The organism is Achromobacter sp. RW408 (assembly GCF_003184165.1).
In the GTDB taxonomy this organism is placed as follows: Bacteria; Pseudomonadota; Gammaproteobacteria; order Burkholderiales; family Burkholderiaceae_B; genus Achromobacter; species Achromobacter xylosoxidans.
Window position 1 is genome coordinate 774,493 of the sequence record NZ_QHHO01000022.1, and the last position, 20,477, is coordinate 794,969.

Genomic DNA, 20,477 nt, shown 5'->3' on the forward strand with positions numbered 1-20,477 from the left:
CGGGCGCCGGCCGCCGGACCCGCGCGATCGCTCAGGCGCGCGCGCCGCGCCGCAGCGACGTCGCCGCCAGCATCAGCGCCAGGCTGACGCCGACCGCCACCGCGGCCATCGCCATGCCTTCGCCCACCGAGCCCTGCTCGAACTGGCGCCACACGAACACCGACACCGTCTGCACGCCGGCGGGCGCCAGCAGCAACGACGTGACCAGTTCGCGCGAGGCCACGGCGAACACCATCAGCATGGCCGCCGCCAGGCCCGGCAGCACCAGCGGCAGCACGATGCGGCGCAGCGCCGTTGCCGCGCTGGCGCCATGCACCCGCGCCGCGGCTTCCAGGTTCGCGCCCAGCTGCGCCAGCGCGGCGCTGACGTAGCGCACCGGATACGGCAGCAGCAGGCAGGTGTAGGACAGCAGCAGGATGCCCCAGCCGCCGTACGGCGAAGCCGGCCAGAACGGCTGGTTCCAGGCCAGGATCAGGCCGACCCCCACCACCACGCCGGGCAGCGCCGCTGGCAGCAGCGCCAGCGCGTCGATGACGGCCGCGCCCGGCACGTGGCGGCCGGCTACGCACCAGGCCGCCAGCAGGCCCACGGCGCCCGCCGCCAGCGCGGTGCCGGTGGCCAGCAGCAGGCTGGTCGACAGCGCCTGCCAGGCCTCGCCGCGGGCCCGGAACAGCGCGGTGAAATTGGCCAGTGTCAGGTTGTCCGGCGCCAGGCCGGCCGAGACGTGGCGCGTCAGGGCCGCGGCCAGCATCGATGCCAGCGGCGCCGCCACCGCAATCAGCGCCACCGCCGCGAACAGGCCCAGCACCGGCCAGCGCCAGGCGCCGAGCCGGCCGCGCGCCAGCGGCGCGGGCTTGCCGGTGGTGGTCTCGAAGCCGCGTCCGGCGACCAGCGCGCGCTGCACCGCGTAGGCCGTCAGCGCCAGCGCCACCAGCACCAGCGACAGCAGCGCGGCGCCCGGCAGGTCGATGGGCCAGTCCGCCAGGCGCCGCTCGATGGCGGTGGTCATGACGGCCACGCCGGCCTGCGCGCCCAGCGCGGCGGGCACGCCGTATTCCTCGATCGCCAGCGTGAAGGCCAGCAGCAGGCTGGCGCCGATGGCCGGCAGGGCCAGCGGCAGGGTCACGCGCAGGAAGGCGCGCCAGGGGCCGGCGCCGAACACTCGCGCCACCTCGGCCAGCCGCGCGCCGCTGGCCGCCATGCTGCGCGAGACGGCGAAGTACACCACCGGGAAGATCGCCAGGCCCATCGCCAGCGTCACGCCAGCGGGCGAGAACAGCAGCGGCCCAAGGTTGAAGCCGGCCAGTTGTTCCAGGTAGCCGCGCGGCTGCAGCGCCATGGTCCACGACAGCGCCGCGATGTAGGGCGGCAGCAGGAACGGCACCAGGAACAACAGGTCCCACAGCCGCGCCAGCGGCACCTGGAACAGGCCGCGCAGGGCGCCCAGCGGAATGCCGATGAGCGCGCTGACGGCGGCCACGCCCAGCCCCAGCTTGAGCGTGCCGCCCAGCAGTGTCAGCGCGGCCGGCGTGGCCAGCGTGGCGGCCCAGGCGCCGAAGGGATCGCGCAGCGAACCTTCGGCCAGATGCGGGAAGACGGCCTGCAACGCGACGAAGGCCATCGGCAGGGCGACGAGCACGCCCAGGGCGGCCACGGTGATGGCCGCCAGGATGAAAGCACTTTTCATGGTCGGAGTGGGGATGCCGGACGCGCCGGCATCCTGGCCTGTCAGTGTTGGCCGAACAGGCGCGCGAAACGCGCCAGCACCTCGGCGCGCGAGGCGCCGGGCGCGGTCTCGGGCAGCAGCGCCAGGTCCTTGAACAGCGGCCGCTTGCCGGCCACGTCCTGGCGCGCCGGCATCAGCCAGGCGTCGGCGACGGCGCGCTGGCCGTCCTCGGACAGCACATAGTCGATGAACTGGCGCGCCTGGTCGGGCGCCTTGGTGGTCTTCAGGATCATCATCGGGCGCGGCGCGATGGCGGTGCCGCTGGACGGAAAGATCACCTTGATCGATTCGCCTTTCTCGACGCTGGCGTACGACACGTAGTCGACGGCGCCGAACACCGCCGCCTTGGCGCCCTGCAGCACCGGCGTCAGCGCCTGGGCGTTGGGGCCGGAGATGGTCATGCCGTTGTCGCGCAGCGTCTCGAACAGCTTCCAGGCCGATTCGCCCTGGGCGCTTTGCAGGCCCAGCAGCAGGTCGAGCGAGGCGCCCGACAGGGCCGGGTCGGGGGTGGTGACCTTCTGCTTGAACTGCGGGCCGGTCAGGTCGGACCAGTCGCGCGGTTCGGGCGTGCCGCTGCGCGAATTCCAGACGATGCCCAGCGCCGAGATGCCCTGCGCCACGTAGGTCGGGGCCTTGAAGCGGGCCGGCACCTGGGCCGCGTTGGGGCTTTCATAGGCCAGCAGCCAGCCGCGCTGGTCCAGGTCCTGCGCGGTGTCCCAGGAGGCCGAGATCAGCACGTCGGCGCGCGGGTTGGCGGACTCGGCCTCAAGCCGGGCCATGACCTTGCCGGTGGTGGCCTGGAACACGTCGACCTTGATGCCGGTCTTCTCCTGGAAGCCGGCGGCCAGTTGCTTGATGAGCCCGCCTGGGCCCGCGGTGTAAACGGTCAGCGCCTTGGCCTGGCCGGCGGCCAATCCGAACGAAAGCGTCATAAAGAACGTGGCAAGTAGTTTGGAAACGGGTGCGTGGGGCATTTTAGGCAGAGTCCTGGGGTTTGGACACGGCGAGGTCGGCGATGCGGCCGTGTTCCATGCGGGCGATGGTGTGCGCCAGGGCATGGGCTTCCTCGTGGTCGTGGGTGACGTAGACGGCGGTGGTGCCGAGCCGGCGCAGCAGGGCGCCGATCTCGACGCAGAGCGATTCGCGCAGGGCCCGGTCCAGGTTGGACAGCGGCTCGTCGAACAGCAGCACGCGCGGCCGCGCCACGATGGCGCGGGCCAGCGCGACGCGCTGCTGCTGGCCGCCCGATAGTTCCGACGGGCGGCGCGCGGCGTGCTCGTCCAGGCCGACCAGGGCCAGGGCTTCCCGCACCCGCGCCGGCCGCTCGCGCCGGGCGACGCCGCGCATTTCCAGCGGAAAGGCGACGTTGCCGGCCACGCTCATGTGCGGCCACAGCGCGTAGTCCTGGAACACCATGCCGAGGTCGCGGCGTTCGGGCGGTTCGTGGCGCTGCGCGTCGCAGACGACGGCATCGCCGAAGGCGATGCTGCCGGCCTGCGGCCGCAGCAGTCCGGCCAGCGACTTGAGCAGGGTGCTCTTGCCGCAGCCCGACGGGCCCAGCAGCGCCAGGACGGCGCCCGCGGGCACGTCCAGGTCGACGCCGTCCAGCACGGTGTGGCCGTTGAAGGCGTGGCGCAGGCCGCGCACGGCGATCGCCGTGCCGCCCGCGGAGGGTCCGAGCGCGTTCAAAACCGGTGCCGCAGGCCGAGGTTCAGGCCGAACTGGTTCTTGCCCGGCTCGACGTTGGCGCCGTACTTGCCGCCGACCACGCTCTGCGCCGACTTGTCGTCGTTGACCGCGTAGGCCGCGACGGCGTAGACGGTGGTGCGCTTGGACAGGTCGTATTCGTTGCCCAGGACGAACATGGTGGACTTCTGGCCGGTGCCGGCGGCCTGCGCGGCCGGGCAGACGGCATTGTTCATGTCGTCGCAGACCGAGTCGTTCAGGTGGTACACGGCCAACGACAGGCGGTTGTTCTGCACCGGCAGGTAGGTCACGCCCAGCCAGGTCAGGTTGTTCTTGTAGGTGCGCTGCGTCAGCTTCTGTTCCAGCCAGCGGTAGCCGGCGTAGACCTTCACGCCCTCGAAGTCATACGACAGCCCGGCGACGATGCGGTCTTCGCGGTTGTCGCTGTTGGCGCCCTTGGCCGGCTTGTCGGCATGCTTGGAGTGGTACAGCAGGCCGGCGTCCAGGCCGCCCGACTGATAGCGCACGCCGCCGCCGAGCATGCGGCCCAGCGTCTTGTCGTCGAACGACTGCTCGTTGTTCCAGCCGAAGCTGTAGTAGCCGCCGACGGACACGGGGCCGAACTTGCCGACGTACATCACCGCGTTGTCGGTGCGGTCCGAGAAGGCCGCGTCGGGGCGCTTGATCGAGAAATTGGCGTTGTCGAACGGGTTGTACTTGCTCATCCAGTCGATCATGAGCGTGTTGTGGCGGCCCAGCGTCAGGCGGCCCAGGCTCTTGCTCGACAGCCCGACGTAGGCCTGGCGGCCGAACAGGCGGCCGCCCTGCATGGTGGTGCCGTTGCCGGAGTCGAAGCCGTTTTCCAGCACGAACACGGTCGACAGGCCGTCGCCCAGGTCTTCGGTGCCGCGCAGGCCCCAGCGCGAGCCGCTCAGGTTGCCCGTGCTCATGCCCGTCTTGCTGTTGCCGCTGGGTCCGTTGCTGAGGTATTGCAGGCCGGTGTCGACCAGGCCGTAGAGCTGGACCGAGCTGGAAGTGGCCGTCGCCGCGAGGGCGGGGGAGAAGCTGAAGACGGACAGGCAGGCGCCAGCCGCCGCGATGCGGAGAGTCGATTTCATGACAGGAAGTCCTCTTTGGGATTCAATCGGAATCGACACTCTAGGCACGGGTCGCTACAGCTTCGTGACACTCCCTGGCATTTGGCGGGCAGGCGCGGGCCGGCCGCCGGGCCGCGCTGGAACGGCCCGGGCGCCGGTCATTGCGGGTTCAAAGATGCAACTTGGTCGACGACTTCACTTCGTGCATCGACAGCGTGCTGAGCAGTTCCTTGACGCCGGGCAGGGTGCGCAGCCGGTTGCGCACGAATTCGGAATAGGCGTCGAAGTCGCGCGCCACGATGTGCAGCAGGTAGTCGTGCTGGCCCGTGGTGTTGTGGCAGGCCAGCACTTCGGGCATGGCGGCCACCGCCGCCTCGAACGCGCGGCAGGTTTTTTCGGTGTGGTTTTCCAGCGAGATGCTGACGAACGCCACCACCCCCATGCCGAGCGCGCGGCGGTCCAGGATGGCCTGGTAGCCGCGGATGACGCCCGAGGTCTCCAGGCGCTTGAGGCGCTTCCAGCAGGGCGAGGCCGACAGCGACACGCGCTCGGCCAGTTCGGCGTTGGAGAGCCGGCCATCTTCTTGAAGGATTTTCATGATTTTCCAATCGATCGCGTCAAGTTGATGTAACAAGGCAGTCTCTTTCATGGTTTCGAAGGTATGGGAAACGATATTTCCCATTATCCGATCCAAAGAGTAGAAATGGAAAGAATATTGTGGCCGGACGCGCCCATACTCGCTGCATCCCCCGGCCGGCGGCGCTATCGTGTCCGAATCCGTGATATCGCCGTCAGGTAGGCCGCACTTCCCCCATTGAGAGGCACGCCATGAGTTACTCCAGCTATCACAAGAAAGACATTTCCGGCCGTCCGCTGCACGCCGAGACGCAGATGATGTCGTACGGCTTCGATCCCTTCCTGTCCGAAGGCGCGGTCAAGCCGCCGGTATTCCTCACGTCCACCTTCGCCTTCCGCTCGGCCGAGGACGGCGCCGAGTTCTTCGACCTGGTGTCGGGCCGCAAGCCGCTGCCGCAGGGCGAGTCGGCCGGGCTGGTGTACAGCCGCTTCAACCATCCCAACCTGGAGATCGTCGAGGATCGCCTGTCGCTGCTGGATGGCTCGGAGGACGCGGCGGTGACCTCCAGCGGCATGTCGGCCATCAGCGCGGTGTTCCTGGCGTTCCTGCGCCCGGGCGACCAGCTGGTGCAGTCGGTGCCGCTGTACGGCGGCACCGAGACCCTGATCGCCAAGATCTTCCCGGAATGGGGCATCGGCTCGCACCCGATCCACGACGGCCTGTCGGCGCAGAGCATGCGCGATGCGCTGGAAGCGGCCGCCGCCAAGGGGCCGGTGAAGCTGTTCTACGTGGAAACGCCGGCCAATCCCACCAATGCGCTGATCGACTTCCAGGCCATGAAGGCCGAGCTGGACGCGTTTGCCGCGCGCCACGGCTACCGCCCGATCTCGGTGTGCGACAACACGCTGCTGGGCCCGATCTTCCAGAAGCCGGCCGAGCATGGCGTGGACCTGTGCGTGTATTCGCTGACCAAATACGTGGGCGGCCACAGCGACCTGGTGGCCGGCGCGGTCACCGGCTCGAAAGACCTGATCAAGAAGGTGCGCGCCATCCGCAGCGCCTTCGGCTCGCAGCTCGATCCGCACTCGTGCTGGATGATCACGCGCTCGATGGAGACCGTGGTGCTGCGCATGAAGCAGGCCGCCCGCAGCGCCACCCGCGTGGCGCAATGGCTGGCGGGCAATCCGCACGAGAAAGTGCGCATCTACCATCCCGAGACCATTGCCGACGAGGCCTACCAGGCGGTCTACAAGCGCCAGTGCACGGGGCCGGGCTCGACCTTCGCATTCGTGCTGGACGGCGGCCGCGCCAAGGCGTTCCGCTTCATCAACGCGCTGCGCCTGTTCAAGTCGGCGGTGAGCCTGGGTGGCACCGAATCGCTGGTCTGCCACCCGGCCTCGACCACGCATTCCGGCGTGCCGGCGGCCGAACGCGACGCGGCCGGCGTGTCCGAAGGCCTGATCCGCATTTCCATCGGCCTGGAGCACGAGGAAGACCTGATCGCCGACATGGACCAGGCCATGCGCAGCGTGCTCTGAGCGACGGGCGCAATGCCGGTTTGGCGGCCTGCGCTACGCCGCGGACGGTGTTGCGCAGGCCGCGGCAGCGCGGTCCGCGAGGGCGGCGCGCACCGCTTCCGGCGTGAAGGGCGCCTGGTGGAAGCGGCGTCCGGTGGCGTCGAACAGCGCATTGGCGATGGCCGCCGGCCCGGGAATCGACGCGGATTCGCCGGCGCCCATGGGCGCTTCGTCCTGGCGCGGCATCAGCAGCACGTCGATGGGCGGCAGGTCCTTGAAACCGACGATGGGATAGCCGCCCCATTCGCGGCTGGCCACGCCGGCCGCATCGAACCGCACGCGTTCCAGCAGGCAGCGGCTGAGGGTCTGGTTGACGTTGCCGTGGATCTGGTGGCGCACGCCGTCGGGGTTGACGACCATGCCGGTGTCCTGGCCGACCACCACCCGCGTGATGGCGATGCGCCCGCTGGCCGGGTCCACGCCCAGGTCGATGACCCACGCCGCCCAGGCGGCGCCAAAGCCCGGGAACTTGCTGTGCACATAGCGCGCGTAGGCCACGCCGCGTCCGCGCAGGATACCGTCGGCGCCCGGCGTGCCGCGGCTGCCGGGCGGCCGCTCGTGCCAGCCAGCGCGCGCCGCGGTCGCCTCCAGCAGCGCGGTGGCGCGCGCATCGTCCAGGTGCGCGAGCCGGAACGCAACCGGGTCGGCGCCGGCCGCCTCGGCCAGTTCATCGACCATGCAGTCGTGCGCGAACGAGCTGGGCAGGGCCGAGACCCCGCGCAGCCACGAGGCGCGCACCAGCGGCGCGGTGTCGTGGCAGACGATGCGGCGGCTGGGATAGCGATACGGCGGCACCGAGGTGCGGTCGCCCATTTCCAGCACGCGCGGCTCGCCGGACACGCCGCCGGTCAGCAGCAGCGCCAGCAGCGGCGCGTCGTTGGACGGATAGCGCACCTGGAAGTCGTAGGCCAGCAGCCTGCCCTCGGTGTCCAGCGCCGCGCCCACGTCCATCAGCTGGCCCGTGCCCTTGGGCTCCCACTGGTGTTCCTGGTCGCGCATCAGTTGCACCCGCACCGGCGCGCCGACGGCGGCCGACAGCAGCGCGGCGTCGGCGCAGACGTCGTCGGCGCAGTTGCGGCCATAACAGCCGGCGGCTTCCATGCGGATGATGTCGATGCGGTCCTCGCCCAGCTTGAGCAGGCGGTCCAGGTCTGCGCGCAGCATGTGCGGATTCTGGGTGCCGGCCCAGACCGTGAGGCGGCCATCGCGATGATCCGCCACCGCGCACGAAGGCCCGATCGACGCGTGCATCTGGTAGGGCCAGACGTAGGTGCGGCGCAGGTGCACCGCTGCGCCGGCACAGGCGGCGTCGACGTCGCCTTCCTCCAGCAGCAGGCGGCGGCGCGCCGGGTTGGCGCGGATGGCGCTGGCCAGGTCGTCGAGCGCCGGCGCCGGCGGCACCGGCTTCCAGCGGACCTTGAGCGCGCGCATGGCGGCTTCGGCCTGCTCCTCGCGGTCCGCCACCACGCCGATGAAATCGCCTTGCACCACGACCTGGACGCGCCCGGGCAGGTGCGCGACCGAACCGGTGTCGACATCGAGCAGGCAGCGGCCGATGAAGTCGCCGGCATCGCGGCCGGGATGCGGCGGGCGCACCACGCGGCCGTGGCGCATGCCGGGCACGCGCACGTCGTGCACGAAGCTCAGTTCGCCGGTGGCCTTGGCGGGAATGTCGACGCGCGCGACGGCGCTGCCGACCAGGGTGTAGTCGCCCGCCGGCTTGAGCCGCACCTGGGAATCATCGGCGGCCAGTTCCAGCCGGGTGTGCTGGCCCTGGACCAGTTGACCGTAGCGCAGGGCGCGTTCGTCGCGCTCATCGGCGGGGCGCACGATGCCGTCGCGCAAGCGCAGCGTGTCCGCCGCCACGCCCCATTGCCGCGCGGCCCGCGCCAGCAGCTGCTCGCGCGCCTGGGCCGCGGCGCGGCGCAAGGGCGCGGCCGAAATCTGGATGCTGGCGCTGGCGATGGTGGGGCCCTGGTTGGGGGTGGCGTTGGTGTGGCCCAGCACCATTTCGAGCCGCGCCATCGGCACATGCAATTCCTCGGCCACGATCTGCGCCAGCGCGGTGCGGATGCCGGTGCCCAGGTCGACGTGGCCGTTGAAGGCCAGCGCGCGCCAGCCATCAGGCGCGGCATCATCTGCCAGCACCGCCACGAAGATCTCGGGCGTGTCCTGGACGTAATCCGAGACCACGCCCGGCTGCCCGGGCGCCGGGCGCGGCGGGGCGGTCGGCGCGCGCACGACCAGGAGCGCGCCGGGGTGGCTCAGCAGCGCGTCGTGCTGCGCGCGGGGATGGGGCAGGTTCATGGGCGAAGGCGATCCGGGCGGATTGGCTGATTATGCCGCTATCGCGCCGCGCCGGGCAGCGCGGCGATGTCGGCCAGCGCCTGCTCCAGCGGCATGACGGCGGCGTACTTCTGCGCCATGTCGAACAGGTTGGCCTCGTGCGGCCCCAGCGCGCGGTCGCCGCAACAGTCGGACACCACCAGTGGCCGCAAGCCAGCCTGCATGGCGTCGACCACGCTGGCGCGCACGCAGCCGCTGGTGACGCAGCCGGCCACCACCAGCGTCTGCACGCCGCGTTGCGCCAGCCACGGCGCCAGCATGGTGCCGTAGAACGCCGACGGCGTGCTCTTGCGCACCACGTATTCGCCGGGCGCGGGGGCCAGCTGCGGCACGATGGCGCTGTTGTGGCTGTCTTCCTTCAGGGTCAGCATGCCCGGCACCTTGAGGCAGAAGATGTTGCTGTCGGCATCGTCGTCGGAGAACACGATGCGGCTGTGGGCCACCGGCCACCCTTGTTCGCGCGCATGCGCCAGCAACGTCCGGGTGCGCTCGATGGCCGGCGGGATGTTGCCGCCGCCGAACACGGCGGGGTCGGCAAAGCCGTTGACGAAGTCGATGATCAGCAGGCCGAACGGCGCCTTCAACGGCAGCGGCGTGCCGAAGCCCTGGCGGGCGTAGGCCGAGATATCCCCGGCGGGAACGGTGTGGGTCATGCCAGCTCCTTGCGGCGGGCGGCGTAGGCCAGCCCGGGTTCGTCCTGCACCACGCCGTCGATGACGACGGCGCGTTCGTCCAGCATCACCGTGCAGCGGCGCATCGGGATGTCGATATGGCAGGCGGTGGTGCGTTGACCGCCGGCCTCGTTGTTCGGTCCCATGGACCAGAGGAAGTTGCCCTCGAAGGCGCGGGCGTCCATGCCGATGTGGGTCTCCTTGCCGTAATGGCCCAGCATCGACCAGTGGGCGCGCGGCTGCAGGCCCCAGCCGATGTGCGAGACGGCGTACGCTTCCGGGTCTTCGTACGACGCCATGTAGTCGCGCAGCACCTCGGCCTGCAGGCCGCCCTGGATGCGGGTGACGTAGCCGCGTTCCACGGTGAGGGTGATCGGGTCGGTGACGTAGTCCTTCATCGGCAGCAGGATGTCGCCGCGGTCCAGCACCACCTGGCCGTTGCTGTGGCCCTCGTCGGGCCAGGTCAGCACGAAGCCGCTGGGCCAGTGGTCCCAGCGCCCTGGCTCGTCGACGAAACCGTATTCGGAAATCGCCGGGAAGCTGCCCAGGCGGCATTGCAGGTCGGTGCCGGCCCGGGAGGTGATGCGCATCTGGCGCGCCTCGGCGATTTGCGCGGCGGCCGCGCGCACGCGGGCGCGGTCGGCCTCGGTCGGCACCAGGCGGCAGAGAATCTCGGGCGGCTCGACCGCCAGCAGGATCTTGGTGCCGCCCTGCAGGATCTCGTGCTGCTCGGGCGAGAACAGCAGCGTCATCAGGTCCAGCACCAGGTCGCTGGCCTTGAGCGCGGCGATGGCGGCGGGGTTGCCGGTCAGCGGCGTGGTGCCCAGGTAGGCCAGCGAGTCGCGGCTGAGGGATTTTTCGCCGTTGACCGGCGGCAGGTCGAGGCGGTTGACCCGCGCGCCCATGTCGCCGGCGGCGGCGATGGCGCAGCGCAGCGTCTGCGGATGGGTGTCGGCGCCGGTGAGCACGGTCACGGTCTGGCCGGCTTCGAGGCGGGAAAGCGTGAGCACCTGTTTCCAGGCGCGGATCAGGTCGATGTCGCTGACGGGCATGGCGGACTCCTGTCCGGTAAGGGGAAAAAGGGGATTCAGCCGCGCGGTTCGAGGAAGTCGCCCAGCGCCTCGTGGAAACCGGCCTCGTTGTCCCATGGAATCATGTGGCCGGCGGCGGGCACGCGCCGGTGCAGGGTGTCGGGCGCCAGGCCCTGCCATTCGGCCACGTCCTCGTCGCCGACCACGCCGCCGTTCTCGGCGGTCATCAGCAACTGCGGCACGCGCACATGCGGCAGGTCGGCATGGATGTCGTCGCGGCCGAAGTCCTCGAAGCTGCGCACGATGGCGGGTTCGTGGCAGGTGTGCAGCCATTGCGCGCGCAGGCGCCGCTGTTCCTCGGTCCAGGTGGGGCAGAAGGCGCGCATGGCCTCGGCATCCATGCCGTGCGTGGCCTGGCGGATCGAGTCGACGTACCAGGCCAGCTTGGCGGGGTAGGGGCGGCGGCCCGGGCCGGAGACGGGCGGGTCGACGATGACCAGCCGCGTCAGGCCGGCCGGCTGGCCGCGGGCCGCGCGCACCGCGATGCGGCCGCCCATGGAATGGCCCATCAGCGCATAGCGCTGCAGGCCCAGCGCCTGCGCCAGCGCCAGCACGTCGGCGGCCTGCGCGTCCAGGCCGTAGTCCAGCCCGGGGTCGGCGCTGGACAGGCCGCGGCCGCGCACGTCCAGCACATAGGTGTCGTAGCGCTGGCCCAGGCGCTCGGCCACAAAGCCCCAGGTCACGGCCGGGCTGGTGATGCCGGGGATCAGGATGAGCGCGTCGCGTTCGGCGCGCGCGCCGTCCGCGCCGCCGTAGCGCAGGTAGTGCTGGCGGATGCCGTTGGCGTGGACGTTGGCGCCGTACAGGAAGGTGCTGGATGGTTGGCTCATGCCGTGCTCCGGGTGGGTCGATGCCAGGACGGGATCCGGCGGTCATCGCTTGCGCCGCGCAGGGCGCGGATCGAGCGTGATGACGTGAAGCGCGGATCCATCTTAGGGTTTTCGATAAATTAAAAAAACAGTGTAGACGCTCTATTCTTGCAAACAGCGAGGTGAATCGCAAAGCCGATGTTCATAGTGGTTTTTACCTATATGTGCATAAAAATGCACTGTTTTGGACGCAGGCGAACAATTTCGGATCCACGATGGTGCGGTTTTCCATCTGGAAAAAATAGAGTGTATGCATAGAAAAGTAGGAGAGCCTCTTGTCTAAATCCCCCCGCATCGCCGTGATCGGCGCCGGCCTCGGTGGCGCCGCCACCGCCTCGCTCCTGCTGCAGGAAGGCTTCGACGTGCGCGTGTACGAACAGGCGCCGAGTTTTTCGCGGCTGGGCGCCGGTATCCACGTCGGCCCCAACGTCATGAAGATCCTGCGCCGCATCGGCATCGAGGACGCGCTCAACGCCCAAGGGTCGCACCCCGACTACTGGTACAGCCGCCACGGCCTGACCGGCGACGTGCTCGCGCGGATTCCGTTGGGCGACTATGCCGTCAAAACCTACGGCGCGTCGTACCTGACGGTGCACCGCGGCGACTTCCACGCCCTGCTGATCGAGGCGCTGCCCGAGCGGGTGATGGCCTATTCCAAGCACCTGGTCGGCGTCACCGACCGCGGCAACGACGTCGAGATGCGCTTTGCCGACGGCAGCGTCGAGCATGCCGACATCGTGATCGGCGCCGACGGCGTCAATTCCTGCATCCGCGAGGAACTGCTGGGGCCCGAGCCTCCCAAGTACGCCGGCTATCTGGCCCACCGCGCGGTGTTCCCCACGCCCGAAGTCAAGGCCGGCATGCTGCCGTTCGACGCCTGCGTGAAGTGGTGGACCGACGACCGCCACATGATGACGTACTTCGTCACCAGCAAGGCCGACGAGCTCTACTACGTGACCGGCGTGCCGGTCGAGCAATGGGACCTGAACGACCGCTGGCTGCCCAGCAGCAAGGACGAGATGCGCGAGGCGTTCCAGGGCTGGCATCCGACGGTGCAGGCGCTGATCGACGCCACCGTCGAGGTCACCAAGTGGTCCTTGCTGGAGCGCGACCCGCTGCCGCTGTGGAGCCGCGGCCGCCTGGTGCTGCTCGGCGATGCCTGCCACCCGATGAAACCGCACATGGCGCAGGGCGCGGCCATGGCCATCGAGGACGGCGCGATGCTGGTGCGTTGCTTCAAGGAAGTGGGGGCGCATAATCACGAACTGGCTTTCGCGCTGTACGAAGCCAACCGCGCCGAGCGCGCCAGCAAGGTGCAGCGCATTTCGCATGACAACACCTGGCTGCGGACCAACGAGGATCCGACCTGGTGCTTCGGTTACGACGTGTTCAGCGAGCCGCTGGTCGAACCGAAGGCCAAGGCGGCGGCCTGACGCGCCCGCCGCGCTTCATTCACCGGACTTTCGCCACGCACACCATGGAACATACCGCCGCCACCGCGCCCGCCGCCGATCCGATCGACCTGAAGGTCAACGGCGCCGCCGCGCGGGTGGCGGTGGCGCCGGCGACCCCGCTGTTGCTGGTGCTGCGCAACGACCTGGCGCTGAACGGTCCGAAATACGGTTGCGGCCTGGGCGAGTGCGGCGCCTGCACCGTGCTGATCGACGGCGTGGCGGCGCGTTCCTGTGTGATCCCGGTGCGGGCGGCGCAGGGACGCGAAGTCACCACGCTGGAAGGGTTGGGCACGCGCGAGCGGCCCGGCCCGACCCAGCGCGCTTTCATCGAATGCCAGGCGGCCCAGTGCGGCTATTGCCTGAACGGCATGATCATGACCGTCGAGGCGTTGCTGCGCCGCGACCCCGCGCCCTCGGAGCAGGCCGTGCGCAGCGAGCTGCATCACAACCTGTGCCGCTGCGGCACGCACGTTGAAATCATGCAGGCGGCGCTGCGCGCGGTGCAATTGCGCGCAGCGGCGCGGCCATGCGGGCCGGAAGGGGCCGGCGCATGAGCGCGTGGCTGCCCGAGGCCGCGCCGCTCGCCGTCGCGCCGCCCTCCGAGCTGTTGCACGGGCTGGCGCTGCGCCCGCCCGAAGCCGCCTGGGACGGCAGCCGTTATCGCGGCAGCGCGCTCGACAGCGTGCGCCTGGACGAGGCGCGGGCGCAGGCGGGCGTGGTGGCGGTGGTGCGGCGGGAAAACTTCGCCGGTGTGGTGGCGGTGACGCCGCTGCACGCGCGGCAGGCCCTGGCCAGTCTCGCGCCCGCGTGGCGTGGCGGGGGCCGGCCGGCGCAGGAAGGCCTGGCCGAAAGCGCCGGCACGGCGCCGGCGGATGAACCTGAATATCTCTGGCGGCCGGCCGCGGCTGCGGCCAGCGCGCGGGTCGCGGCCTGGTGCCTGGAAGGCCGCCTGACGCTGTGGCTGCCACCGGACGCGGCCGCGCTGCATGCCCTGGCACGGCGCGAGCTGGCGGCCTTGTTCGACTGGCCCGAGTGCGCGGTGACCGTGGCGGCATGGCCGCAGGGCGCGGCCCCGGCCGCGCACGCGGCGCATGCGCTCGATCTGCTGGATGCCGCCGCCGAAGCGGCGCTGCTGTCCGAGGCGGTGGCGCGGCCGGTGTGCGTGGCCAGCCGCCCGCCGCTGCCGGCCACGCTGGCCCTGCGCGCAGCGGACCTGGCGGCGGGGCCGGTCCTGTGCTCGCCGCAGCCCTGGGCCATGCGGCCCAGCCTGGCGCGCCTGCTGGCGCGGTCCGGGCCGGCGCCGGCCAGTGGCCATGCCACGGTGCTGGGCGATGGCCCGGTACGGGCGCAAGCGTCGTCGCATGCCTTGCTGCACGCCAGCGTCGACGAGTTGAACGCGGCCCAGGTCTTCGCCGGCGAAAGCCTGTGGCATGAACGCGCACTGGCCGCCGGCGAGGATCCGGTTGACTGGCGCCTGCGGCACCTGGCCGACGCGCGCGGCCGCGAGCTGGCGCGCCAGGTGGTCGAGCAGGCGGCCATGGATGACGCCGCCGCGCCGCGCGACGGCCTGCTGCGCGGCAGCGGCTTTGCCACGGCCCAGGTGCGTTGCGAGGCCGAGGATGGTTCGGAACGCATGGTCTGGAGCGCCTGGGTTGCCGAGGTGGCGATCCAGCCCGCCACCGGCGCGATCGAGGTGACGCGGGTAGTCGCCGGCCATGACAGCCAGGACCTGCGGCCGGCGCAGGGCGCGACGACACGCCTGGCCATCACCCGCCAGCAACCCGAACGGCTGGCCGAGGCCCGCCGCCTGATCGGCGCGCCGGCGGCGTTCGACGATTGGCGCGCCGCCACGCCGGCGGCCGCGAACGGGGCGACGGATGCGCTGGCCATGGCGGCGCCGACGCCGCCCGACGTGGTGCGCGCCGGCTGCCTCGACCTGGACGGCGTGGCGACGCTGCCGGCCGCCGCCGCCATCGCCAACGCCATCGCGGACGCCACCGGGGTGCGGCTGCGGCAGGCGCCGTTCGATGCCGGCCAATTGCGCCTGGCCCTGGCGGACCGGCGCGCGGCGCGGCGCGGCGCGCTGCGCCGAGGCTGGGGCTGGCTGGCGGCGGGCGCGGCCAGCGTGGCCACGCTGGCCACCGCGCTGTGGCCGCTCAAGCCGGCGCTGCCGCTGACCGCCGGTCCCGACCCGTCCTTGTATTCGGCCCAGGCAATCGAGCGCGGCCGGCTGGTGGCCGCGGCCGGCGATTGCGTCGCCTGCCACACGGCGCCGGGCGGCGCCCGCAACGCCGGCGGCCTGGCCCTGGAGACGCCGTTCGGCACGATCTATTCCACCAACATCACGCCCGATCCGCGGACCGGCATCGGCCGCTGGTCCTTCGCGGCCTTCGAACGCGCCATGCGCCAGGGCGTGCACCAGGATGGCCGCCAGCTGTATCCCGCTTTTCCGTACACCGCCTATGCCAAGCTCAGCGACGCGGACATGCAGGCCTTGTATGGCTACCTCATGTCGCAGCCGGCGGTCGCCGCCACGCCGCCGCGCACCGAGCTCGGTTTTCCGTTCAACCTGCGGCCGCTGCTGGCCGGTTGGAATCTGCTGTTCCATGATCCCAAGCCATTCACGCCGGATCCCTCGCAGGACGCCGAATGGAATCGCGGCGCGTATCTGGTGGAAGGCGTGGGCCATTGCGCCGCCTGCCATTCGCCGCGCAACGCGCTGGGCGCGGAGAAGGGCGGCCTGGCCTACCTGGCCGGCGGCCAGGCCGAGGGCTGGAACGCGCCGGCGCTGAACCAGCTCGCCACGGGCGAGCGGGCTTGGTCGGGCGAGGAACTGTTCCAGTACCTGCGCACCGGCTATTCGCCGCGCCATGGCGTGGCCGCGGGCCCCATGGCGCCCGTGATCCATGGGCTGGCCGAACTGCCGGCCAGCGACCTGAAGGCCATCGTCACCTACCTGATGGCGGTGCCGGGGCGGACGCCGTCGGCGGCGCGCGCGACGGCTACTGCCACGGCCACGGCAAGCGCCGCCACGTCGGCCAGCGTCGTGTCCGCCCCGGCGGCCACGACCGCTACCGCCGCCGCCACCAACACCGCGGTCCCCGCGCCCGCGGCCGTCAGCGAGGCCATCACGCTGCGCCGCGCCAGCGGCGAACGCATCTACCAGAACGCCTGCGCCGTCTGCCATGAAGCCGGCAGCGGGCCGACCCTGTTCGGGGTCAAGCCCCTGCTGGGCCAGAACACCAATCTGCACGCCGCATCGCCGGACAACCTGATCCAGGTGATCCTCCACGGCATCCAGGCCCCGGCCGACGATGCCCTGGGCTACATGCCGTCGTTCGGTAACAGCCTGGACGACAGGCAGATCGGCGATTTGATCGACTATTTGCGCGCGCGATTCGCGCCGGAGGAAGAGGCTTGGCCAGTTGACACGACGACCATAGGCAGGCTGCGCCAGCACGCGCAGCAGCAGTAAGGGGAAGACGGGGCAGCGGACCGGCCCATGGCGGGTCCGGCCGCGCCTCGCGACACAACATCGCGCGCATCGGTTTCCATCGGCACCCGCCCGGCGCCGAGGGGGCGTTGCTGTACCCCCGCATCCGCGGGGCGGGCCACATACCGACAGCGGCACCGGCGCCTTGGCGGGCACGGGCCGCGCGCGGCAAACAAAGGGAATCACGCATATGTCAGCTTCATTCATCACGGTGGAACAAGGCATCAAGACCGCCGGTGTCGGCAAGTTCCAGTACCGGCTGTTCATGATCTTCGGCCTGGTCTGGCTCGCCGACGCGATGCAGGTGCTGTCGATCGGCTTCAGCGCGCCGTCCATCGCCCGCACCTTCGGCATCCCGGTGCCCGAAGCCCTGCAGACCGGCACCGCGTTCTTCGTCGGCATGCTGATCGGCGCCTTCGCCTTCGGCCGGCTGGCCGACCGCATCGGCCGCCGGCCGGTGCTGATGATGGCGGTGGTCATCGACGCCTGCGCCGGCGTGGCCTCGGCCTTCGCGCCGGACTTCGCGTGGTTGTTGCTGCTGCGCTTCGTCACCGGCATCGGTGTCGGCGGCACGCTGCCGGTGGACTACACCATGATGGCCGAGTTCCTGCCCAGCGAGCGCCGCGGCCGCTGGCTGGTGTTGCTGGAATCGTTCTGGGCCCTGGGCACGATCTGCCTGGCGCTGCTGGCGCTGGCCGCGCTGTCGTGGGGCGATGATGCCTGGCGCGTGATCTTCTTCGTCACCGGCCTGCCGGCGCTGATCGGCGTGGTACTGCGCTTCTACATCCCCGAGTCGCCGATGTACCTGAACCGCAACGGCAAGTCGGGACAGGCGCGCAAGGTGCTCGAACGCGTGGCCCGCGTCAACGGACGTCCGACCGACATCCCCGAGCTCAAGCCGGAACTGCATGAGCGCAAGCCGCTGTCGGCACTGTTCTCGAACGCGCTGCGCCGCCGCAGCATCGCGCTGTGCCTGGCCTGGGCGCTGATCTCCATCGCCTACTACGGCGTATTCGTCTACCTGCCGATCAAGCTCAGCAGCCAGGGCTTCGCCTTCATGCGCGGCCAGGAATTCCTGGTGCTGCTGGCGCTGGTGCAATTGCCCGGCTTCGCGCTGTCGGCCTACGGGGTGGAACGCTGGGGCCGCAAGCCCACGCTGGTCGGCTTCCTGATCCTGAGCGCGGTGGGGTGCATGCTGTACAGCCTGGGCACCTCCAGCTTCCTGGTGGTTGGCTCGACGCTGCTCATGAGCTTCGCGTTGCTGGGTACCTGGGGCGCGCTGTACGCCTTCACGCCCGAGGTCTATCCGACCGACCTGCGCGCCAGCGGCATGGGGCTGGCGGGCGCGGTGGCGCGTTTCGGCGGGCTGTTCGCGCCGGCCATCATCGCACCCATCATGGCCACCCACTTCACGCTGGCGCTGGCGGTGCTGGCGGCCATGCTGCTGGCCGCGGCGCTGTCGATCCGGGCGGTCGACGTCGAGTCGCGCAACCGCGCGCTGGACTGATCCGTCAGAAGGGCGGCGCGCATCCGGGAGGACGCGTGCCGCTCGCACGCCGGAAGCGCGGACGCCGGAAGCCCGGACGCCGGACGCCCGGACGCCGGAAGCCCGGACGCCTCATTCCCCGGCGTCGCCCTCGATCATCTTGCGCAGCAGGAATTCCAGCGCCACGCGCTCGGCGGGATTGAGCGTGCCGTAGGTGCTTTCGGTGATCTGCAGGGCAAAGGGTTCCATCTTGCGCACCAGCTCCTGGCCCACCGGGGTCAGGTTGATGACCACCTTGCGGCGGTCGTGCGGGTCGTGGTCGACCCGCACCAGCTCGCGCTGCTTGAGCCGGTCGACGACGCCGCGCACCGTGGCCTGGTCGATGACCGTGGCCTTGACGATATCCGCCAGCGAACTGCCCTGGTTGTCGCGTACCGAGCACAACACGACGAACTGCGCCGCGGTCAGCTGCGAGTCGGGGATGTACTGCTGGAACAGGGCGGTATGCCGTTGGTACACCCGCCGCAGCAGGTGCCCAATCTGGTCGGAGAACAAATAGCTGTCCTTGTCGGGGGCGGACTTGTGTTTCACGTTTCGCATAAGCCTATCCGAAGCCATACCCTGGGTACGATGATCTATCTCAATGGGAATGTCCGGAAGTTTACGGGGCTTGCCGCCTTTGTGCCGACAGGGGGCAGGTTTTTCGCAGCGCCGCGAAGCCGGCGCCCGATCAACGGGGCGTGGCCTCGCCCGCGCCGCCACGCAGCCGGTTTGCCAGCACCAGCGCCGCGGTGCCCAGCAGCATCAGGGCGGCCGTGGCGATGACCGCCGCGTAGCCCGCGTCGAAGGCGCCGCGCGCCAGGCGCGCCAGCGACGCGCCCAATTCGCCGGACAGGCCCTCGGCCAGCGCCAGCGCCTCGTCCAGGCTGTCGCGGGCGACGGCCGCGGAAACGCCCGCCGGCACTTCCAGCGTGTGCGCGTACACGCCCGACAGGATCGAGCCCATCAGCGTCACGCCCAGCGCGCCGCCCAGTTCGTACGACACTTCCTCGATCGAGGCGGCCATGCCGGCGCGTTCCGGCGTGGCGCTCTGCATGATGGTGCTGGAAGCGGCCGTCATGGTGGCGCCGATGCCCACGCCCAGCACGCACAGGCTGGCCATCTGCGCCGCCAGCGCGCCGTCGTAGCTGAACAGGTAGCCGCCCATGCCCAGGCCGGACGTCAGCAGCGCCACGAACAGCAGACGCGCGCTGCCCACCTTCGGCAGCAGCCAGCCGGCCAGCGGCCCGGCGATGAACGCGGCCAGCGGCAAAGGCAGGATGTAGAGCGCCGCCTCGATCGGCGACATGCCCAGCACCAGCTGCAGGCGCTGGCTGAACACCAGCTCCATGCCCAGCAGCGCCGCCGCCGCGAACAGCGCCGCGGCCACGGCCGAGCTGAAGCTGCGGTTGCGGAAGATGGCGAAATCGATCAGCGGATGCGGCCGCGCGCGTTGGCGCCGGGCGAAGACGAACAGCATGGCCGCGCCGCCGGCGCAGGCCAGCGCGGCGTCCAACCACGACGGCTGGGCGCGGCCCAGCTCCTTGAGCGCATAGGCGGTCAGGATCAGGCCGACCATCACCTGCAGCGAACCGATCAGGTCCCAGGGGCGCTGGCGATCCGGCTGGCCGGCGGGGATGTAGCGGCGCGCCAGCGGCAGGGCCAGTAGCACGATGGGCAGGTTGATCAGGAACACCGAGCCCCACCAGAAGTGCTCCAGCAGGATGCCGCCGATGACCGGTCCGAGCGCCGCGCCGCCCGAGGCCACCGAGGCCCAGACGCCGATGGCGATGGCGCGCTCGCGCTCGTCGGCGAAGGTCAGGCGCAGGATCGACAGGGTCGCCGGCATCATCATGGCCGCGCCCACGGCCAGCACCGCGCGCGCCGCGATCAGCGCCGCGGGGTTGGGCGAATAGGCCGCCGCCAGCGAGGCCGCGCCGAACACCGCCAGGCCCATCATGAACAGGCGCTTGTGGCCCAGTCGGTCGCCCAGCGTGCCCATGCCCAGCAGCAGGCCGGACACCACCAGCGCGTAGATGTTGACGATCCAGAGCTTGGACGAGGCCGTCACGCCCAGCTCGTGCGTGAGCCGGGGCAGGGCGGTGTACAGCACGGTCATGTCGACCACGATCAACAACAGGGCGCTGGAAACGATGGCCAGCACCAGCCAGCGGCCCGGCGCGGGCGCGGCGACAGCGGGGAAGGGATTGCGCTGCGTCATGCATTTACTCCTGTAACGCCGGACATTTTCAATCTATGAAGCATGGATAAGAAGTTGGAATCCATCTATAAAATAGATGTATAACTGGCGGCTCCGCCGCCTCGCGCGGCGAGGGCCTTTTGAAGGCTTGCTTGGCCACGACTG

The 20,477-nt window shown here is 70.5% G+C and carries 16 protein-coding genes; 5 read left to right on the top strand and 11 right to left on the bottom strand.

The features are described from left to right. Positions 1 to 31: 31 nt before the first annotated feature. The 5 genes from DK459_RS05880 to DK459_RS05900 form a co-directional block, all read right to left on the bottom strand. On the bottom strand, positions 32 to 1,687 hold the full coding sequence (locus tag DK459_RS05880; RefSeq protein WP_110134536.1) for an iron ABC transporter permease: 1,656 nt from the start codon (positions 1,685 to 1,687) through the stop codon (positions 32 to 34). Between the two features lie 41 nt (positions 1,688 to 1,728). Further along, on the bottom strand, positions 1,729 to 2,658 hold the full coding sequence (locus DK459_RS05885) for an ABC transporter substrate-binding protein (protein ID WP_199234253.1): 930 nt from the start codon (positions 2,656 to 2,658) through the stop codon (positions 1,729 to 1,731). Positions 2,659 to 2,701: 43 nt separating this feature from the next. After that, positions 2,702 to 3,415, bottom strand: a complete 714-nt coding sequence (locus DK459_RS05890; protein ID WP_054438264.1) for an ABC transporter ATP-binding protein — start codon at positions 3,413 to 3,415, stop codon at positions 2,702 to 2,704. Next, positions 3,412 to 4,530 (bottom strand): porin, encoded by a 1,119-nt coding sequence (locus tag DK459_RS05895; RefSeq protein WP_006384507.1) that lies wholly within the window; start codon positions 4,528 to 4,530, stop codon positions 3,412 to 3,414. Before DK459_RS05895 ends, DK459_RS05890 begins: the two co-directional genes overlap by 4 nt. 148 nt (positions 4,531 to 4,678) lie before the next feature. Next, a complete protein-coding gene (locus DK459_RS05900; protein ID WP_026385073.1) occupies positions 4,679 to 5,158 on the bottom strand; it encodes an Lrp/AsnC family transcriptional regulator in 480 nt (159 codons plus the stop codon). A gap of 179 nt (positions 5,159 to 5,337) precedes the next feature. On the opposite strand from DK459_RS05900, the gene DK459_RS05905 reads away from it, so the two are divergent. Next, the gene (locus DK459_RS05905) at positions 5,338 to 6,624 is read left to right on the top strand and encodes a cystathionine gamma-synthase family protein (RefSeq protein ID WP_024069149.1); all 1,287 of its coding nucleotides are present in this window, start codon (positions 5,338 to 5,340) and stop codon (positions 6,622 to 6,624) included. 33 nt (positions 6,625 to 6,657) lie between these two features. Here DK459_RS05905 and DK459_RS05910 read toward each other — a convergent pair whose 3' ends face one another. Genes DK459_RS05910 through DK459_RS05925 form a run of 4 tightly spaced genes read right to left on the bottom strand, consistent with a single transcriptional unit; the run spans position 6,658 to position 11,601 of the window. Next, on the bottom strand, positions 6,658 to 8,970 hold the full coding sequence (locus DK459_RS05910) for a molybdopterin cofactor-binding domain-containing protein (protein ID WP_110134537.1): 2,313 nt from the start codon (positions 8,968 to 8,970) through the stop codon (positions 6,658 to 6,660). Between the two features lie 38 nt (positions 8,971 to 9,008). Next, positions 9,009 to 9,662, bottom strand: coding sequence for an isochorismatase family protein (locus tag DK459_RS05915; protein ID WP_006385098.1), 654 nt, complete (start codon positions 9,660 to 9,662; stop codon positions 9,009 to 9,011). Further along, the gene (locus DK459_RS05920; protein WP_006385097.1) at positions 9,659 to 10,732 is read right to left on the bottom strand and encodes a hypothetical protein; all 1,074 of its coding nucleotides are present in this window, start codon (positions 10,730 to 10,732) and stop codon (positions 9,659 to 9,661) included. Before DK459_RS05920 ends, DK459_RS05915 begins: the two co-directional genes overlap by 4 nt. A gap of 35 nt (positions 10,733 to 10,767) precedes the next feature. Then, positions 10,768 to 11,601: an alpha/beta fold hydrolase gene (locus DK459_RS05925; protein ID WP_038503770.1), complete on the bottom strand. Its 834-nt coding sequence runs from the start codon at positions 11,599 to 11,601 to the stop codon at positions 10,768 to 10,770. A gap of 314 nt (positions 11,602 to 11,915) precedes the next feature. On the opposite strand from DK459_RS05925, the gene DK459_RS05930 reads away from it, so the two are divergent. The 4 genes from DK459_RS05930 to DK459_RS05945 all read left to right on the top strand — a co-directional run bounded on the left by DK459_RS05930 (position 11,916) and on the right by DK459_RS05945 (position 18,094). Continuing rightward, entirely contained in the window at positions 11,916 to 13,073 is a 1,158-nt protein-coding gene (locus DK459_RS05930; RefSeq protein WP_006385094.1) for an FAD-dependent monooxygenase, read from the top strand. A 44-nt stretch (positions 13,074 to 13,117) separates the two neighbouring features. Next, a complete protein-coding gene (locus DK459_RS05935; protein WP_038503767.1) occupies positions 13,118 to 13,648 on the top strand; it encodes a (2Fe-2S)-binding protein in 531 nt (176 codons plus the stop codon). Beyond that, complete coding sequence (locus tag DK459_RS05940) at positions 13,645 to 16,569, top strand: cytochrome c (RefSeq protein ID WP_110134538.1); 2,925 nt, start codon at positions 13,645 to 13,647, stop codon at positions 16,567 to 16,569. The genes DK459_RS05935 and DK459_RS05940 overlap by 4 nt, the downstream gene beginning before the upstream one ends. Positions 16,570 to 16,777: 208 nt before the next feature. Then, on the top strand, positions 16,778 to 18,094 hold the full coding sequence (locus tag DK459_RS05945) for an MFS transporter (RefSeq protein WP_006385090.1): 1,317 nt from the start codon (positions 16,778 to 16,780) through the stop codon (positions 18,092 to 18,094). A gap of 111 nt (positions 18,095 to 18,205) precedes the next feature. Here the strand turns inward: DK459_RS05945 and DK459_RS05950 are convergent, their stop codons facing one another. Then, complete coding sequence (locus tag DK459_RS05950; RefSeq protein ID WP_006385089.1) at positions 18,206 to 18,673, bottom strand: MarR family winged helix-turn-helix transcriptional regulator; 468 nt, start codon at positions 18,671 to 18,673, stop codon at positions 18,206 to 18,208. 130 nt (positions 18,674 to 18,803) lie between these two features. Beyond that, positions 18,804 to 20,333: an MFS transporter gene (locus tag DK459_RS05955; protein WP_110134539.1), complete on the bottom strand. Its 1,530-nt coding sequence runs from the start codon at positions 20,331 to 20,333 to the stop codon at positions 18,804 to 18,806. Positions 20,334 to 20,477: the final 144 nt, after the last annotated feature.